This window comes from Frankia sp. Hr75.2 (genome assembly GCF_949319125.1).
Lineage (GTDB): Bacteria > Actinomycetota > Actinomycetes > Frankiales > Frankiaceae > Parafrankia > Parafrankia soli.
Genome location: NZ_CASGGV010000354.1, coordinates 22,398 through 37,854 on the forward strand (window position 1 = coordinate 22,398; position 15,457 = coordinate 37,854).

14 protein-coding genes are annotated in these 15,457 nt (G+C 71.8%); 3 read left to right on the forward strand and 11 right to left on the reverse strand.

Annotated features, from left to right (window positions below; genetic code table 11):
* The first annotated feature begins 450 nt into the window (after window positions 1-450).
* A complete protein-coding gene (locus tag AC559T_RS35190) occupies window positions 451-1,680 on the forward strand; it encodes a cytochrome P450 (RefSeq protein WP_498871453.1) in 1,230 nt (409 codons plus the stop codon).
* 71 nt (window positions 1,681-1,751) lie between these two features.
* Entirely contained in the window at window positions 1,752-2,222 is a 471-nt protein-coding gene (locus AC559T_RS35195) for an acyl-CoA thioesterase (RefSeq protein ID WP_368953967.1), read from the forward strand.
* Window positions 2,223-2,246: 24 nt separating this feature from the next.
* Here the strand turns inward: AC559T_RS35195 and AC559T_RS35200 are convergent, their stop codons facing one another.
* The 4 genes from AC559T_RS35200 to AC559T_RS35215 all read right to left on the reverse strand — a co-directional run bounded on the left by AC559T_RS35200 (window position 2,247) and on the right by AC559T_RS35215 (window position 6,495).
* Window positions 2,247-4,022 carry a TerD family protein gene (locus AC559T_RS35200; RefSeq protein WP_498871454.1) on the reverse strand — a complete coding sequence of 592 codons (1,776 nt, stop codon included), beginning with the start codon at window positions 4,020-4,022 and terminating at the stop codon, window positions 2,247-2,249.
* The gene (locus tag AC559T_RS35205) at window positions 4,019-4,540 is read right to left on the reverse strand and encodes a hypothetical protein (protein WP_112106223.1); all 522 of its coding nucleotides are present in this window, start codon (window positions 4,538-4,540) and stop codon (window positions 4,019-4,021) included. Before AC559T_RS35205 ends, AC559T_RS35200 begins: the two co-directional genes overlap by 4 nt.
* 86 nt (window positions 4,541-4,626) lie before the next feature.
* Window positions 4,627-5,865: a toxic anion resistance protein gene (locus AC559T_RS35210; RefSeq protein WP_498871455.1), complete on the reverse strand. Its 1,239-nt coding sequence runs from the start codon at window positions 5,863-5,865 to the stop codon at window positions 4,627-4,629.
* Window positions 5,866-6,009: 144 nt separating this feature from the next.
* Complete coding sequence (locus AC559T_RS35215; protein WP_071062246.1) at window positions 6,010-6,495, reverse strand: toll/interleukin-1 receptor domain-containing protein; 486 nt, start codon at window positions 6,493-6,495, stop codon at window positions 6,010-6,012.
* A 63-nt stretch (window positions 6,496-6,558) separates the two neighbouring features.
* Between AC559T_RS35215 and AC559T_RS35220 the strand changes: the two genes are divergently transcribed.
* Entirely contained in the window at window positions 6,559-7,455 is an 897-nt protein-coding gene (locus AC559T_RS35220; protein WP_498871456.1) for an LLM class flavin-dependent oxidoreductase, read from the forward strand.
* A gap of 101 nt (window positions 7,456-7,556) precedes the next feature.
* Here the strand turns inward: AC559T_RS35220 and AC559T_RS35225 are convergent, their stop codons facing one another.
* The 7 genes from AC559T_RS35225 to AC559T_RS35255 all read right to left on the reverse strand — a co-directional run bounded on the left by AC559T_RS35225 (window position 7,557) and on the right by AC559T_RS35255 (window position 15,329).
* Complete coding sequence (locus tag AC559T_RS35225) at window positions 7,557-8,318, reverse strand: SDR family NAD(P)-dependent oxidoreductase (protein ID WP_112106221.1); 762 nt, start codon at window positions 8,316-8,318, stop codon at window positions 7,557-7,559.
* Window positions 8,319-8,331: 13 nt separating this feature from the next.
* Window positions 8,332-9,045, reverse strand: coding sequence for a 3'(2'),5'-bisphosphate nucleotidase CysQ (locus tag AC559T_RS35230; protein WP_498871516.1), 714 nt, complete (start codon window positions 9,043-9,045; stop codon window positions 8,332-8,334).
* An 85-nt stretch (window positions 9,046-9,130) separates the two neighbouring features.
* On the reverse strand, window positions 9,131-11,053 hold the full coding sequence (gene cysN / locus AC559T_RS35235) for a sulfate adenylyltransferase subunit CysN (RefSeq protein ID WP_498871457.1): 1,923 nt from the start codon (window positions 11,051-11,053) through the stop codon (window positions 9,131-9,133).
* Window positions 11,053-11,955, reverse strand: coding sequence for a sulfate adenylyltransferase subunit CysD (gene cysD / locus AC559T_RS35240; protein ID WP_112106218.1), 903 nt, complete (start codon window positions 11,953-11,955; stop codon window positions 11,053-11,055). The genes cysN and cysD overlap by 1 nt, the downstream gene beginning before the upstream one ends.
* A 53-nt stretch (window positions 11,956-12,008) precedes the next feature.
* Window positions 12,009-12,842, reverse strand: a complete 834-nt coding sequence (locus AC559T_RS35245; RefSeq protein WP_498871458.1) for a nitroreductase family protein — start codon at window positions 12,840-12,842, stop codon at window positions 12,009-12,011.
* 127 nt (window positions 12,843-12,969) lie between these two features.
* Window positions 12,970-14,157, reverse strand: a complete 1,188-nt coding sequence (locus tag AC559T_RS35250) for a cytochrome P450 (RefSeq protein ID WP_112106216.1) — start codon at window positions 14,155-14,157, stop codon at window positions 12,970-12,972.
* Window positions 14,158-14,183: 26 nt separating this feature from the next.
* Window positions 14,184-15,329 carry a sulfotransferase family protein gene (locus AC559T_RS35255; RefSeq protein ID WP_112106215.1) on the reverse strand — a complete coding sequence of 382 codons (1,146 nt, stop codon included), beginning with the start codon at window positions 15,327-15,329 and terminating at the stop codon, window positions 14,184-14,186.
* Between the last annotated feature and the right edge of the window lie 128 nt (window positions 15,330-15,457).

Sequence of the window (15,457 nt, forward strand, 5' to 3'; positions counted from 1 at the left end):
GTAGCTGTCGCGGCGTTGCCGGCGCGCGGACCGCACCGGCCAGGATGCCGTGCTCGTCACGGAATCGCTGGGACGAGCGGGAACAAGCCCGTGGACGTCGACCCGGCACAGGATGGCCATGGCACGGTCACCGGATGTCCGTCCAGATACGGGCGGGGCGCCGGTGAAGCACGACCGGGAACAGGTCCGGCTGGTGGCCCGGGCACGGAAGCACGACCGGAAGGACGGCGGAGGCGGGCAGCCATGTCAGTTCGGCCAGCTGTGTCAGCTCGGCCAGCTGTGTCAGCTCGGCCAGCTGTGTCAGCTCGGCCAGCCATGTCGGTTAGGGAAAGCAGGTCGGTTCGAAGAGCGGTGTCGCTTCGGGCCGGAATGCGCTGGGCGGTCCGGCACGGCGTCGTCCGAGGGGCGTTGTGGCAAGCCAGGCGGTCGGGTGACCTGGCGACGCTGGCGATGGCGCAGCCTGCCCTTCTCGCGGATCCCTACGGGGCCTACGACGAAATCCGTTCCCAGGGGTTGTTCGTCGACCGCCGGCTGGCAATGGTGACCGCCAGCCACCGGGCGGCGTCGGCCGTCCTGCGCGACAACGCGCTCGGCATGGTCCTCGACATGTCGACGTTGCCCGCGCCACTGCGGCTGATGGCCCGGCTCTCCCCCGACCCGACGGTGAACGGGCCGCTGGACCCGCCGTCGCTGCTGGCTATCGACCCACCGGACCACACCCGTCTGCGCCGGCTCGTGTCGAAGGTGTTCACGCCCCGCGCGGTCGACGGGCTACGCGGGGAGGTGGAACGGGCCGCCGATGCGCTGCTCGACGCCATGGCCGGCGAGGGCACCGTCGATCTCGTCGACCGCTACGCGAGCCGGCTACCGGTGACCGTGATCGCCACGATTCTCGGCGTGCCCGCGGCGATGCACGCGCAGTTCCTCGCCTGGGGCACCGCGGCCGCGGCCACGCTCGACTTCGGCCTTCCCTACGGCACATTCCGGCGGGTGGAACGGGCGCAGCAGGCCATCAACACCTGGCTGCGCGGCCATTTCGAGAGGCTGCGCCGCGATCCCGGCGAGGACATTCTCAGCCAGCTCGTCAGGCTCGTCGACGACGGTGACCGGCTGACCGAGACGGAGCTCATCGCGACCGCCCAGCTCCTGCTCGCCGCCGGCTTCGAGACGACCGTCAACCTGCTGGGCAACGGCGCGGCGTTGCTGATGGAGCATCCCGACCAGCTGGAGTATCTGCGGTCCGGGCCCGACCGGTGGCCGAACGCGGTGGAGGAGATCCTGCGTTTCGAGGGGCCGGTGCAGATGACCGCCCGTGTCGCCTATGAGGACGTCGACGTCCTCGGCACCGCGATCCCCACCGGCAGACTCGTCGCCATCCTGCTCGGCGGCGTGAACCGGGATCCGGCGGTGTTCACCGAACCGGATGTCCTCGACGTCACGCGACCCAATGCGCGCGAGCACCTGGCCTTCTCCGGCGGCATCCACTACTGCGTCGGCGCCGCCCTGGCCCGCATGGAGGGTGAGGTGGGCCTGCGGGCCCTGTTCGAGCGGTACCCGGGCCTGGCCCGGGCGGGCCAGGCCCGGCGCCGGCCCACCCAGGTGCTGCACGGCTACGCCACGCTGCCGGTCACCCTCCGGCCGCGAGCGGGACAGGCAGGCCGCCCGACGGAGGCAAGTTAAGCGACGGCGACGGAGGAGACGCATGCCACGCCGGCTCCCCCGGGCCGCGCCCGGCGCGGTAGAAGGACTGCATGGGCGCGACGCACGACCCCGCGAGGACACAGCTGGCGAACTACCCGTTCGTCATGACGCTGCAACCCCGCTTCGGCGACATGGACAGCCTCGGGCACGTGAACAACGTGGCCATCGCGGCGCTCTTCGAGGAGGCCCGGGTCGGGATGAACCGGGCGCTGCTCGGCGACAGCCATGTGGCGCCGGCGCTGAGCCGCCCGCTACCGGTGGTCGCGGCCCGCGTGGAGATCGACTATCTGGGCGAGGTCCGCTACCCCGGGGAGTACCGCGTCGGCGTGGGCGTCGGCAGGGTCGGCACCAGCTCCGTCCTGCAGGTGTGCGCGATGTTCGACGGTGAGACCTGTGTCGCGCTGTGCGACGCCGTGCTGGTGCACCGCCCGGCCACCGGGCCGGCGCCGGTACCGCAGGAGGTGCGCGAGCTCCTGACGACGGTCATGGCCTTCCCCGCCCGGGTCGACGCCGGGGTCTGACCCGCCCGGCGGCACGAAGGAACACTACGGAGTATCGCGCGGTGTCATGCCGTCCGGATTCCATTCCAGTGACCAGCCGTACCGCGCCGCGGCGTCGGCCTGGGTCCCCTCGACGAAATCGTTCTCCCGCCGGATGACCAGGTCGTCGCCCACCATGTGAAAAGAGGCGACAACACAGGTTCGGGCACTCGGCGAAGCCCCGCCGGGGCGGATGGCGAGCTGTTCGCCCGACCGCCCGGCGACGGTGAGCACCGGCCGCAGCGACGCCCACTCCGGAGCGCTGTGCAGCCCGTAGGCGAAGACGAAGAACCGCTTGAACGTGGCGAGGGTGCTCAGGTCGACGAAAATCGTCTGGCCGTCCCGCTCGTCGCGGCTGCCCAGGCGCAGCACCTGCCGGCCCGCGCGCCCGGCGCTGCTGGCGGAGTGCCCCAGGTGCTGGATGACGCCGGCGGCGCCGTCCAGGGCCTGCCAGAGGCAGCCGAGGTAGATGTTGCTCGGGCGCGGCAGCCCCGTGCGGGTCGTCAGGGTCTCCCAGCGCAGGGTCACGGTCAGGGCGCCGGAGCCGCGCTGCTCCGCCGTCCAGATGGTGGCCGGGTGATCGTCGTCGAGCGCGCTGACGTGTTCGTTGCGCTGCCGGTGGCGCGAGGACCGCTCGCCGACCTCGACCGGGGTCGACGGGCGGCGCTCCGGGACGCCGGCCGCCGGCGTTTCCGGCCGAGCGGTGTCCTCGTCGTCCCCGCCGAGGTCCAGCGGCGACCGCGCGCCGCCGGCCGCCGGTGGAGATGACGGCGGGGCCGGCCGTGGTGGTGCCGGCCGTGGTGGTGCCGGAGGTCGAGATGGTGGTGGTGGAGGCGGCGATGGTGCCGGGGGAGGCAGCGGTGCCTGCGGCGAAGGCGGTGGTGACGCTGGCCGCTGTGGCGATGAAGGCGGGAACGGCGGCGGTGAAGCCGGCGCCGGAGTGGGCCGTGCTCCCGGCGCGGGTGGCTGCGGCCCCGGCGGTGAGGTCGGTGCCGGCTGTGAGGTCGGTGCCGGCCGAGCAGGTGTGGACGGGCCGGTCGGGTGGGCGAGATGCGCCGGGTGCAGGTGATCGGCGATCTTGCGGCGGCTCCGGGCCCGAGAGGTCCGGGTGAGGAACGGGGCCACGTCGGCGGGCCGCGCCGCCGGCACACCGCCTCCGTTCGCGACGGCGGCATTCGCGCCGGCACTGTTCACGCCGGCACCGTTCGCGCCAGCTCCGTTCGCACCAGCTCCGTTCGCGCCGGCGAGGCCGGGCAGGCCGCCCGCGTACCCCTGGCCGACCGCCCGGAACTTCCACCCCGTCGGGTGCCGGTACAGCTCGCCGAAGATCAGGGCGGTCTCGAGGCCGGTCTCCACGTCGAAGGCGTAGCTGACGATCTCCCGGCCGTCGGCGTCGTCGAGCACCCGGATGTGGCCGCGGGGCACCGACCGGAACGTCTGCCCGCGGCCGGCCGAGTCGTAGATCGCAGCCCCGAACTGCAGCCGGCTGACGGTGGCGGGCACCGCGGCCAGGGTGACGACGACGTCCTCGACGGCCTCGGCCTCGCCGCTGGTCGGGCGGGGCGGTGCCAGGGAGCCGAGCCGTTCCGCGGGGTTCGGCACCTGGTGGGCGAGGAGCAGCCGGGTGGACGCGCCGCCGCCGTCGACGAGGGCGATGACGCCATCCACGTCGACGGCCGAGCCTGGCGCCTCGCTCCAGCCGAACGCGACGCGCACCCGCGCCACGCCCGGCGCGGACCGGGACAGCAGCACGTTGCCGCCCCTGGGCAGGGTGACGGTCACGAGTCGAGGTCGGAGCGCCGGAACTTGGCGTCCAGGAAGCGCGCCTGGATCGCCAGCTTCGCCGCGTCCCCGGTGTAGACGAGATCCTGCAGCTCGTTGGCGCCCTCGTCCAGGAGCTGCAGCTGGCGGATCAGGTCGTCGGCGGGCGTGGTCCCCGTGACCCCGGGGCGGTCGGCGTAGTGGGCCGGCAGGGCGACGAAATCCCCGAGTGCCTGCGGCAGGTACTCGTGCACGATCGCGGTGAGGTACCTCATCTCCTCCTCGCTCGCCGACTGGACCTCGATGTAGCGCAGCAACGGGCGCAGGACGTCGTCGATGTCGCGCACGGTCGGCACCGCCCCGGGCGGCAGCCTCCCGCCGTTCGCGTTCGCGCCCGCGACGAGCTCGGCGAGCTCACGCTGGAGCTGGCGGACCGGCCGGACGACGTCGTCGCCCGGCCCCCGGGCACCGCCGGCCACCGCGGCAGGATCGTCGTTCGCCGAGCTCCCGGCGCTGTCGGAACGCCGCCGGAAGATCACGGCGTCCTCCTCTCCCCACCGGCCGCGGCGCCGGCCCCAGGGCCGGCCGCGGCGCGGGCGTCAGGACGGGTCATCCGCGGGCACGGTCAGCTCTCGCCGGCGCGGGACCGCTCCAGGTACGCCTTCGACCGCCCCACCTGGGTCTCGAGCGCGGCGACGGTCGTCGCCATGCTCTCGACCGCCTTCACCTTGTACGTGTCGATGGCGTCCATCGTCGCGAAGACGTTGTCGAACGCCTTCTGCAGCGTCTCGACGTCCACCGTGCTGGACGACGCCTGTTCCTGGATGCGGCCGGACTGCTGGCGCAGCAGCTCGCTCGTCGACATGATCATGCTGTTCGTCGTGGCGTTCAGCGCGTTGATCTGGTCGAGCACAAGCTTCTGGCTCGCCAGGGCCTGCGCGACGATCACCGCTGTGCGCAGCGCGGCGACCGTGGTCGTCTGCGCCCGGTCGACGCCCTTGATCAGCTCGATGTTGTTCTTGCGGACGAGGTCGAGGGCCAGGTAGCCCTGCACGCTCACCGCCAGCTGGGTGAGCAGGTCCTGCTGGCGCTGGCGGATGGGGAACAGCGCGTCGGAGGTGAGCCCGTCGGCGGTCGCCGGGTCGGTGGCCCGCATGTGGTCGATCTTCGTCGAGACGGCTCCGTCGAGGGCCTTCGCGAGGGTCGCGTACTCGGTGAGCTTGCCCATCGCCGCCCACAGGTTCGCCTTCTCCTGCTCGATGGCGGCGTTGTCCTTGCGCAGCTCGTCCTGGCCCGAGTCGAGCGCCCTGATGATGGCGTCGAGCTGCTTCTGCGCCGACTGGTAGCGCTGGAAGTACCGGGAGATCCGGTTGCCGAACGGAACCACGCCGAGCAGCCGGCGGGTGCCCTTGAGGTCGGCCCCGGCCGGGTCGAGATCCGTCACCGTCTGGCGCAGCTCGACGAGGGTGTGGGCCACCCGGGCCTGGGCGTCGCCGCCGCTGCCGGAGCCGCGGCCACCGCGGGTGCCGCGCAGCGCCGCCGCGGGTCGCTCGAGCATCCGGCTGGACACCCGGGCGCTCGCGACGATCTCGCGTTCGCCCATGCGCACGATGTCGTTGATCTTGTCCTGGAACGCCGGACTGCGCGGGTCCTGCGCGGCGAGGTCGTCGGCGAAGGCCGCGGCCCGCGTGCGCAGCTGCGCCCGCGTCTTCTCGTCGAGCGGGACCATGCTGTCCACCTGGTCGTCCGCGACGACCGGCACCGGAGCCGGTGGGGCGAGCTCGAGCACCCCGCCGGTGGTGCCGGCGGCGGCCGCGCCGACGGGTGAGGGCGGTGGCCCGCCCAGGTCCAGCGAATCCGACATGGCGTCCCCTTCCGGCACCCGCGCCCGGCGGGTGCACATGCCGGAGGAAGTCTCTGCCCCCACCGACCCTACGCGACATGCCCTGTCGATCATCCGACTACGCGGGCTCTTCTCCGCGCCTTCCCGACACCTCCCGGCCCGCGCCTAGCCCGGGAACGCCGGGCGGGTCGGGGGCTTCTCCCGGCCGCCGCGGGCCGCGGCGAGCACCCTGGCGGCCGCGACCTCCTCGGTGACCCCGAAGAGGTCGACGCTGACGAGCTGGCCCAGCAGACCCGGCCGGGGGCAGTCCTCGATCCGGAACGCCAGAAGCTTGCGCAGCCGCCCGTCGGGATCGTCCGCCCAGGCCGCCTGCCATTCCGCCGCGCCGAACCGCGAGTCGAGATACTCCGACGACAGGACGGCGACGGTGCGCTCCGCCGCACCCGCCGCGCGGTGCATCTCCTCGACGAACCGGCTCCCCGGGCCGAAGTCCCACACCTGCAGCAGCGTCGAGTAACCGTTCTCCTCCAGCACCCAGGCGATCCACTCCGCCCAGCGGCGGTCAGCCCGCGTGTAGGAGACGAAGAAGGCCACGCCCGCCGGACCGCCCGAGGCCTCGCGGCCCGCCACGCCCCCCGTGCCCACGTTCATGGTCCACAGCTTCCCATCCCGAACCGGTGACCGGCGGTGCCGGCGTTCGCCTAGCGTCCAATCATGACGATCGACGGCACGTCGCCGCGGTTCGCCGTCGGCCTGCCCAATGTCGGCGTCTTCGCCGACCCGGCTCTGCTCACCGAGCTGGCCGGCCGGGCTGAGCAGGCCGGGTGGGACGGCGCGTTCGTATGGGATCACGTCCTGTACCACCACGACTGGCCGGTCGTGGACCCGACCGTGGTCGCCGCCGCGATCGCCGCGACGACCACGCGGATCCGGCTCGGAATCCTGATGACCGCGGTTCCCCGGCGCCGGGTCGGCAAGCTCGCCCGCGAGATCGCCTCCCTGGACGTCCTCTCCGGCGGCCGGCTGGTCTTCGGGGCCGGCCTGGGCTCGATGCCGTCCGAGTACACCGCGTTCGGGGAGCCCGCCGACCCGCGGCTGCGGGCGGCCCGGCTGGACGAGTCACTTGCGGCGCTCGCCGCGCTGTGGAGCGGCGAGTCGGTGACCGCCCACGGCGAGCACGTCGTCGTGGACGGCGTGTCGATGGCGCCGACCCCCGTGCAGCGCCCGCGGCCACCGGTGTGGTGCGCGGGCCGGTGGCCGCTGCGCGCGCCGTTCCGCCGCGCCGCCCGGTGGGACGGCGTGATGCCCGTCCACGCCGACTACGGCCGCCCGACCACCATGCCCGCGCCGATGCTCGCCGACATCGTCCGGTACGTGCACGCCCTACGCGTGTCCGCGGGGACGCACGGACGCCCGTTCGACATCGTCCTCGAGGGGGCGACCGACGCGGATGCGCCCGACCGCGGCGCCGCGGTCGTCCGGCCCTATGCCGATGCCGGGCTGACCTGGTGGGTCGAGGCTCTCGGCTGGTGGCGCGGCGGTCCCGACGACGCCCGCGCCCGCATCGACGCCGGGCCGCCGATCCTCACCGAGGCGGACGCGGACGCCTGACCGCGCGGCCGGGGAAGGCCGGCTGGGCCGGGTGGTGGGGTCACGACGGGGCGTGTGTCGGGGCCGCGGCGGGGCGGGATCTCAGGCGAACTCAGGCGAACTCAGGCGAACGGAGGCGCGATGCCGTCGATCCAGCGGTCGTAGTCGGTCAGCTTGGCCAGCATCGCGTCCGGCCCCTGCTCCGAGTCGACGATGAGGAACCGCTCCTCGTCGATCGCCCGCACGAGCCGGTCGGCCTGCGCGTCCGGTGTCGGCGCGGAGCGGAGCACCGGATGGTCGGCGGGCAGGCCGTTCGCGAGGAGCATCGGTGTCAGCATCGCGCCGGGGCAGAAACAGGAGACCTTGATGCCGCGCGGGCGGTACGCGGCCGCCAGCCACTCGGAGAGCGCGAGCGCCGCGTGTTTCGTCACCGAGTACGCCGCCTTCTCCGCCTGCGTCGACAGCGCGACGACCGACGCCGTCTGCAGCAGATACCCGTCGCCCCGTTCGAGCATCGCCGGCAGAACCTCGCGGACCGCGTACACGTGTGACATCACGTGCAGCTGCCAGGACGAATCCCACAGGGGGTTCGCCTGGACGTCGCCGGGCTGGCGGGGTCCGGCGACCCCCGCGTTGCTGAACCAGACGTCGATCTCGCCGTAGGCGCGGCGAGCGAGGTCGGCGACGGCGCGGACGTTGTCCTCGACCGTGATGTCGGCCGCCAGGCCGACACCACCGATCGCGCTCGACACCCGCTCGACGCCGGCGGGGTCGACGTCCGTCACGACGACCTTCGCGCCCTCGGCGGTGAACCGACGCGCGCAGGCCTCGCCGAGACCACCCCCCGAGCCGGTGATCACGACGACCCTGCCGGCGAGTTTCACAGCGCGGTTCCCCTCACGAGTCTCTCAGCGCGGTCAGGACTGTGTCGGTGAGCTCGGGGCGGCAGATGAGCAGGTCGGGGAGGTAGGGGTTGGGTTCGTTGTAGCGCAGGGGTGTGCCGTCGAGGCGGGAGACGTGCAGCCCGGCGGCGGCGGCGACGGCGACGGGTGCGCAGGAGTCCCACTCGTACTGGCCGCCGGAGTGGGCGTAGACGTCGACGTCGCCGCGGACGACGGCCATCGCCTTGGCGCCGGCGGAGCCCATGGGAACCAGGGTCGCGTCGAGCTGGGTGAGGAGGTGGTCGACGCAGGCGGGTGGGCGGGTGCGGGAGACCGCGAGCCGGATCGGCCCGCCCACCGGTGCGGGGAGGACCGGCGGTGTGCCGGTGTGCAGGACGAGGCCGGCCGCGGGGAGCGCGACCGCCCCGGCGATGGGCGTCCCGCCGCTGGTGAGAGCGACGTGGACGGCCCAGTCCTCCCGCGGTGGCTCGCCGTACTCGCGGGTGCCGTCGAGTGGGTCGATGATCCACACCCGGTCGCGTTCGAGGCGGATGTGGTTGTCGGTGCTCTCCTCGGAGAGGACGGCGTCGCGCGGGCGGGTCTGGGCGAGCAGGTGCAGCAGCAACTCGTTGGACTGCCGGTCGCCCTCGGCGCCGCCCTGGTCGCGGATCGCGAGGAGCAGTTCGCCGGCCTCGTGGGCGAGGGCGGCGGCCAGGGTGTGGTCGTCCATCCCGGCCGCCGGGATGGACGGCGCCGCGCCGGCGGTGTCACTGGTCATGGGCCGGTCTCCACACGGGTCAGGGTGGCGGTGGGGGTCATGCCGGGTCCGGCGGGGTGAGGATGCCGTTGGTGCGCAGGTGTTCGACGACGAGGTCGGCGGAGGCCTCGGGGGTGATCGTGCCGCTGGCGTCGAGGCGGAGCTCGGGGTGCTCGGGAGGCTCGTAGGGCGAGTCGATCCCGGTGAAGTTCACCAGCTGACCGGCGCGGGCCTTGGCGTAGAGCCCCTTGCGGTCCCGGGACTCGGCGACGTCCAGGGGGGTGTCGACGTGGATCTCGATGAACTCGCCGGGCTCGAGGAGGTCACGGGCGAGCTGGCGTTCCGCGCGGAACGGGGAGATGAACGAGGCGAGCACGATCACCCCGGCGTCGACCATGAGCCGGGCGACCTCGGTGACCCGGCGGATGTTCTCCACCCGGTCGGCGTCGGTGAACCCGAGGTCCTTGTTCAGCCCGTGCCGGACGTTGTCGCCGTCCAGCAGGTAGGTGTGGAAACCCTGCTCGTGCAGCCGCTTCTCGACGAGGTTCGCGATCGTCGACTTCCCCGCGCCGGACAGGCCGGTGAACCACAGCACCGCCGGGCGCTGCCCCTTCGCCTGGGCCCGGGCGGTCTTGTCGACCTCGACGGCCTGCCAGTGCACGTTGTCCGCGCGGCGCAGGGCGAAGTGCAGCAGCCCGGCCGCGACCGTGGCCCGGGTGAACCGGTCGATCAGGATGAACCCGCCGGTGTGCCGGTTCGTCGTGTACGGATCGAACGGGATCTGCCGGTCGACGTTGATGTTGCACACGCCGATCTCGTTGAGGTCCAGGGTGCGCGCGGCGGTGTGTTCCAGGGTGTTGACGTTGACCTTGTACTTGGGTTGGGCGATGGTGACACTGCTCGTCCGCGCCCCGATCTTCATCAGGTAGGGGCGGCCGGGCAGCATCGGCTCGTCGGCCATCCACACCAGGTGGCACTCGAACTGGTCCGCGGCCCCGGGCGGGTCGATCGCGGTGGCGATCACATCGCCGCGGCTGACGTCGATCTCGTCGGTGAGGGTGAGGGTGATCGACTGGCCGGCGATCGCGGTGTCCAGGTCCCCGTCGGCGGTGACGATCCGCTCCACGGTGCTTTCCTGCCCCGAGGGCAGGGCCCGGACCCGGTCCCCGGGGCGGACCGTGCCCCCGGCGATCTGCCCGGAGAACCCGCGGAAGTCCAGGTTGGGCCGGTTCACCCACTGCACGGGCAGGCGGAACGACCCGGTGTGCGCGTCGTCGTCGACCGCCACCGTCTCCAGATGGCCGACCAGGGTCGGCCCGCTGTACCAGGGGGTGTTCGGGCTGGATTCGGTGATGTTGTCACCGGCCAGCGCCGACAGCGGGATCGCGACGATGTCGCTCAGGCCGATCCGGGCCGCGAACTGTCGGTAGTCCGCCTCGATCCGGGTGAACACGTCGCGGGAGTAGTCGACCAGGTCGAGCTTGTTCACCGCGAGCACGATGTGGCGGATCCCCAGCAGCGACACCAGATAGCTGTGCCGGCGGGTCTGCGTCAGCACACCCTTACGCGCGTCGATGAGGATCACCGCGAGATCCGCGGTGGACGCCCCGGTCACCATGTTCCGGGTGTACTGCTCGTGCCCGGGGGTGTCCGCGACGATGAACTTCCGCCGCTCGGTGGAGAAGAACCGGTACGCCACATCGATGGTGATGCCCTGCTCACGTTCCGCGGCGAGCCCGTCGACCAGCAGCGCGAAATCCAGCCCGTCGCCCTGCGTGCCGACCTTCTTCGAGTCCGCTTCCAGCGCGGCGAGATGGTCGGAGAACACCAGCTTCGAGTCGTACAGCAGCCGGCCGATCAGCGTCGACTTTCCGTCGTCGACACTGCCGCAGGTGATGAACCGCAGCATGCTCTTGTGCTCGTGCAGATTGAGATACGCCTCGATGTCGTCCGCGACGAGGTCGCTGGCCGCGTGCGCCATCAGAAGTACCCCTCCTGCTTCTTCTTCTCCATCGACCCGGACGAGTCATGGTCGATGACCCGGCCCTGGCGTTCCGAGCTCGTCGTCAACAACATCTCCTGGATGATCTCCGGGAGGGTTCCGGCGGCGCTTTCCACCGCGCCGGTCAGCGGGTAGCAGCCCAACGTCCGGAACCGGACACTGCGCTGCTCGGGCACCTCCCCCGGTGCCAGCCGCATCCGGTCGTCATCCACCATGATCAGAGCGCCGTCGCGTTCCACGACCGGGCGCGGCGCCGCGTAGTACAACGGCACGATCGGGATCTGCTCCCGGTGGATGTACTGCCACACGTCCAGCTCGGTCCAGTTCGACAGCGGGAACACCCGCACGCTCTGTCCCGGCGCCTTGCTCGCGTTGTACAACCGCCACAGCTCCGGACGCTGCGCCTTCGGGTCCCACCGATGCTGCGCCGAGCGGATCGAGAACACCCGCTCCTTCGCCCGCGACTTCTCCTCGTCGCGGCGCGCACCACCGAACGCCAGATCGAACCCGTACTTGTCCAGCGCCTGCTTCAGACCCTCGGTCTTCCACATGTCCGTGTGCGTCGCCGAACCATGGTCGAACGGGTTGATGCCCCGTTCCACGCACTCCGGGTTCTGATAGACGAGCAGGTCGACACCGAGCTCCGCGGCGACCTTGTCCCGGAAGTCGTACATCGCCCGGAACTTCCACGTCGTGTCCACATGCAGCAGCGGGAACGGCGGCCGCGACGGGAAGAACGCCTTCATCGCCAGGTGCAACAGCACGGTGCTGTCCTTGCCCACCGAATACAGCATCACCGGCCGTTCGCTCTCCGCCACCGCCTCCCGGAAGATCTGGATGCTCTCCGCCTCCAGGCGCTGCAGATGTGTCAGTCGGCCCATGCCAGGGCTACCCTTCTGCGTCCGTACCGGTGTGTCCGTACCGTCGACCGGCGTCATGACCGGGGCCTTTCCTCGTCGTTGCCGCCGGTGATGCCGCCGCCCGCAGTGCTCCCGCCCGCAGTGCCGCCGCCCGCCGCGGCCGGGGGCCGGGGCGGGCCGGCGGAAGTGAACGCGGTGCCGGGTGGGTCGAGCGCCCAGTCCGCGGGCGCTCCCCATTCCTCCTCGAACACGAGCTCGGCCATCGGGCGGCGGCGCACCGGACCGTGCCGGCCCGCCGGCCGACCCAGCGTGATGGTGCCGGCGACGAACGTGCCCTCGGGCACGCCGAGCAGCTCGCGCAGCTGCGCGTCGACGGCGAAGTTCCAGCCGGTGAACGCCCCGCCGTAGCCGAGCGCGCGAGCCGCCAGCAGCAGGTTCTGGCACGCCGGATACACCGACGCCCCCTCGGACGGAGTCGGGTCCCGGTAGCGCACCAGGCACGGCAGGATCAGCACGGGCACCCGCTCGAACCCGTCGACGAACTGCTGCATCGCCGCGGCCATCCGGGCCTTGGGCGAATCCGCGGCCGTCCCCGTCCCGCTGTCGTACCGGTCCCGCTGGCGCTTGCCGCCCCAGGTCCGCCTCGCGGCGTCACCGATCAGCTTCTTCGCCGCCCCGGCCTTCGGGCCGTCGGTCAGGACGATGAACCGGAACGGCTGCCGGTTAGAGCCACTGGGCGCCCTGGTGGCCGCGAACAGCATGGCGCGCAGCGCCTCACGGGGCACCGGCTCGTCGGTGTAACGACGGATCGCCCGGGTCGTCGTCAGGCCCTCCAGCAGGCCCACCGTGTCCACGGGCAGAACCGCCGCCGCCAGCTCCCGCGCCGCGTCGGAGCTGTCAGCGCACATCGGTCCACCGGGTCCTCACCTGGTTCGGGCGCGCCCGAACTCCGTGTGTCCGCTCTCGGTGCATCCTGCTCATCCTCCCGCCGGGCCGGCCGTCCTGCGCAACTTCTGCTTGTCTAGGAGTTGTTCCTCACGACGTGACCACCGGCAGGTTCATCCACCCCCGCGTCGTGGAGGTGTGGTCGAGCACGCAGTTGTCGCGGTCGACCTCCCAGCTGCTCCACCGCTTCAGCACCTCGTCGAGCACGACCCGGCCTTCCATCCGGGCCAGCGAGGCACCGAGGCAGAAGTGCAGGCCGTGCCCGAAGGCGAGATGCCGGTCGATCCGGCGGTGGATGTCGAAGGTGTCCGGGTCGGTGTAGTGCCGCTCGTCCCGGTTCGCGGAGGCGTTGAGCAGAATCACCGCGCTCCCCTCCGGGATGGTGCCGCCGTGGTGCTCGACGTCGCGGGAGACCACCCGGCCCTGCACCGGTGACGGCGACTCGAACCGGAGGACCTCCTCGATCGCCTGCGGGACGTTCGAGCGGTCCGCGGCGAGCTCCCGGCACTGGTCCGGGTGCTCGCCGAGCAGCTGTCCCGTCCAGCCGATGAGCCGGCGGGTGGTCTCGTTGCCGGCACCGGCCAGCACCGAGGTGTACGTCAGGACCTCGTCGCGGGTGAGCCGGCGGGTGGTGCCGGTCTCGTCCTCGAACTCGGCCCGCAGCAGCTCGGTCATCAGGTCGTCGGAGGGATGGGTGGCCCGCCAGTCGATGTAGTCGGCGAACGGCTGCGCCGTCGACCGGGCGTCGGTCGGCGCCGGCGCCTCACCCTCGGTGAGCTGGTGCCGCCGCGTGCCGGCGTCACGGATCGCCACCTGGTCGCTCTCCGGGATGCCGAGCATCATGCCGATGACCCGCATCGGAACGATCGCGCCGAGATCGGCGACGAAGTCGAAGCCGTCGGTGCCGACCAGCTCGTCGAGGATGCGGGCGCACAGCTCGCGCACCTGCGGCTCGAGCGCGGCCATCTTCCGCGGCGTGAACACCCGCGACAGCAGACCGCGGTGGATGTCGTGCAGCGGCGGGTCCTCCGCCAGGAGGTTGCCGGGTGGCAGCCTGATACCGGCTTTGATCACTTCGAGGATGAAACCCTTGCCCGAGGTGTACGTCCCGAAGTCCGTCAACGCCTTCTCGACGTCCTCGAACCGGCTCAGCGCGTAGAAGTCGTACTTCTCGTTGTAGTACAGCGGCGCGGAATCCCGCAGCCGCCGCCACACCGGGTAGGGGTTCGCGTCGATCTCGAAGTCGTACGGGTCGTAGTAGACGCTCTCGTCCTGCACTGCTTTCCTTTCGATGAGCGGTCGAGCTAGTGCGCGGTCCAGGCCGCCGCACGCGCGGTGTAGTCGGCGAACAGCGGGCGGATCCGGTCGACGTCGATACCGAACGTCGCCGGGTCCGGGTGGACGTTGCGCTCGCGCTTCTCCGCGTTCTCCCGCCACCATCCCTGCATTCCGGCCTCGAACTCCGGGGTGACGGGCTCGCCGAGCCAGGCGTAGAGCCCGCGGATCTCGCCGAGCGGATCACGCTGCATCGCCCGGAAGTCGATGTCGTAGAACCGGTCGTCGCCGGCCTTCTGGCGGAACGCCAGCGCCCGCTCCATGCCGACCGACCAGTGCTCGATGTTGAGCTGGCCGAGATAGCGCTCGTCGATGTCGTCGCAGTACGAACGGGCCACCGCGGCGTAGAGGTCGGCCACCGACACCATGACCTCGGCGGGATCGCGGTGCGTCATCACGAACCGGGCGTCCGGGAACACCTTGTCGAGATCGTCCAGGAAGAGCAGGTGGGTCGGGCACTTAAGCCGCCACGGCTGGGCCTCGAAGCCCCACTGCAACAGTTTCAGCGCACGCAGCTCGTACCGGTAGGTCGAGGTGAGATCGGCGTTGAGAAGCCACTTCGAATAGGACGGTACGTAGGCGAACGCCTGGAAGAAGTGCGCCCGGAAGTCGAGCGCCATCAGGCTCTGGCACTCCGTCGGGCCGGTCGCGCTGGCCGGGACGAGCACGACCCGGCGCGGCGAGGTCCGCTTCCGTTCCGCCACGTCGGCCCGGCCGTCCTCGATCCTCTTGTCGTCACCGTGGACCGTGGACGGCGGCGGGCAGGGCGCCGTCGCCTCCCACATCCGCAGCGACCGGGCGTTCGGGTCCTCGGCCAGCAGGAACGACAGCGCCGTCGACCCGGTGCGCGGCAGGCCGAGCCCGATCAGCGGCGCGGTGATCCGCTCGTCGTCGATCTCGGGCTGGCGCCGGTACCAGTCCTCGATCTGCAGCCGCTGGCTCAACAGGCCGACGATCATTTTGCGTAACGCCGCCTGGCCGGTGCTGTTCAGCGCGGCCTCCTGCTGGAGGGCGCGGACGAGCACCTCCAGGCCCTCCAGGAACGTGTCCTCACCGAAGTCGGTAAGTCCGGTCTCGGCGCGTGCGGCGTCGAGCAGTTCGTGATGCGCTCCCACGGTTTCTCCCCTTCGGACGTGGGCCGCCGCCCGCGGCGTGCGTCGCGGGTGGCTATGGGCCCAGGCGGCTATGCGACTATGCGACTGGGCGACTGGGCGACTGAGGATCTGTGCGTCGACGAACCCGC

What these genes read in the sequence shown, in the direction of transcription:
- AC559T_RS35190 (WP_498871453.1), top strand. Translation starts at nt 451, where the DNA reads ATGGCGCAGCCTGCCCTTCTCGCGGATCCCTACGGGGCCTACGACGAA.
- AC559T_RS35195 (WP_368953967.1), top strand. Translation starts at nt 1,752, where the DNA reads ATGGGCGCGACGCACGACCCCGCGAGGACACAGCTGGCGAACTACCCG.
- AC559T_RS35210 (WP_498871455.1), bottom strand. Translation starts at nt 5,865, where the DNA reads ATGTCGGATTCGCTGGACCTGGGCGGGCCACCGCCCTCACCCGTCGGC.
- AC559T_RS35215 (WP_071062246.1), bottom strand. Translation starts at nt 6,495, where the DNA reads ATGAACGTGGGCACGGGGGGCGTGGCGGGCCGCGAGGCCTCGGGCGGT.
- AC559T_RS35220 (WP_498871456.1), top strand. Translation starts at nt 6,559, where the DNA reads ATGACGATCGACGGCACGTCGCCGCGGTTCGCCGTCGGCCTGCCCAAT.
- AC559T_RS35230 (WP_498871516.1), bottom strand. Translation starts at nt 9,045, where the DNA reads ATGGACGACCACACCCTGGCCGCCGCCCTCGCCCACGAGGCCGGCGAA.
- cysN (WP_498871457.1), bottom strand. Translation starts at nt 11,053, where the DNA reads ATGGCGCACGCGGCCAGCGACCTCGTCGCGGACGACATCGAGGCGTAT.
- cysD (WP_112106218.1), bottom strand. Translation starts at nt 11,955, where the DNA reads ATGGGCCGACTGACACATCTGCAGCGCCTGGAGGCGGAGAGCATCCAG.
- AC559T_RS35245 (WP_498871458.1), bottom strand. Translation starts at nt 12,842, where the DNA reads ATGTGCGCTGACAGCTCCGACGCGGCGCGGGAGCTGGCGGCGGCGGTT.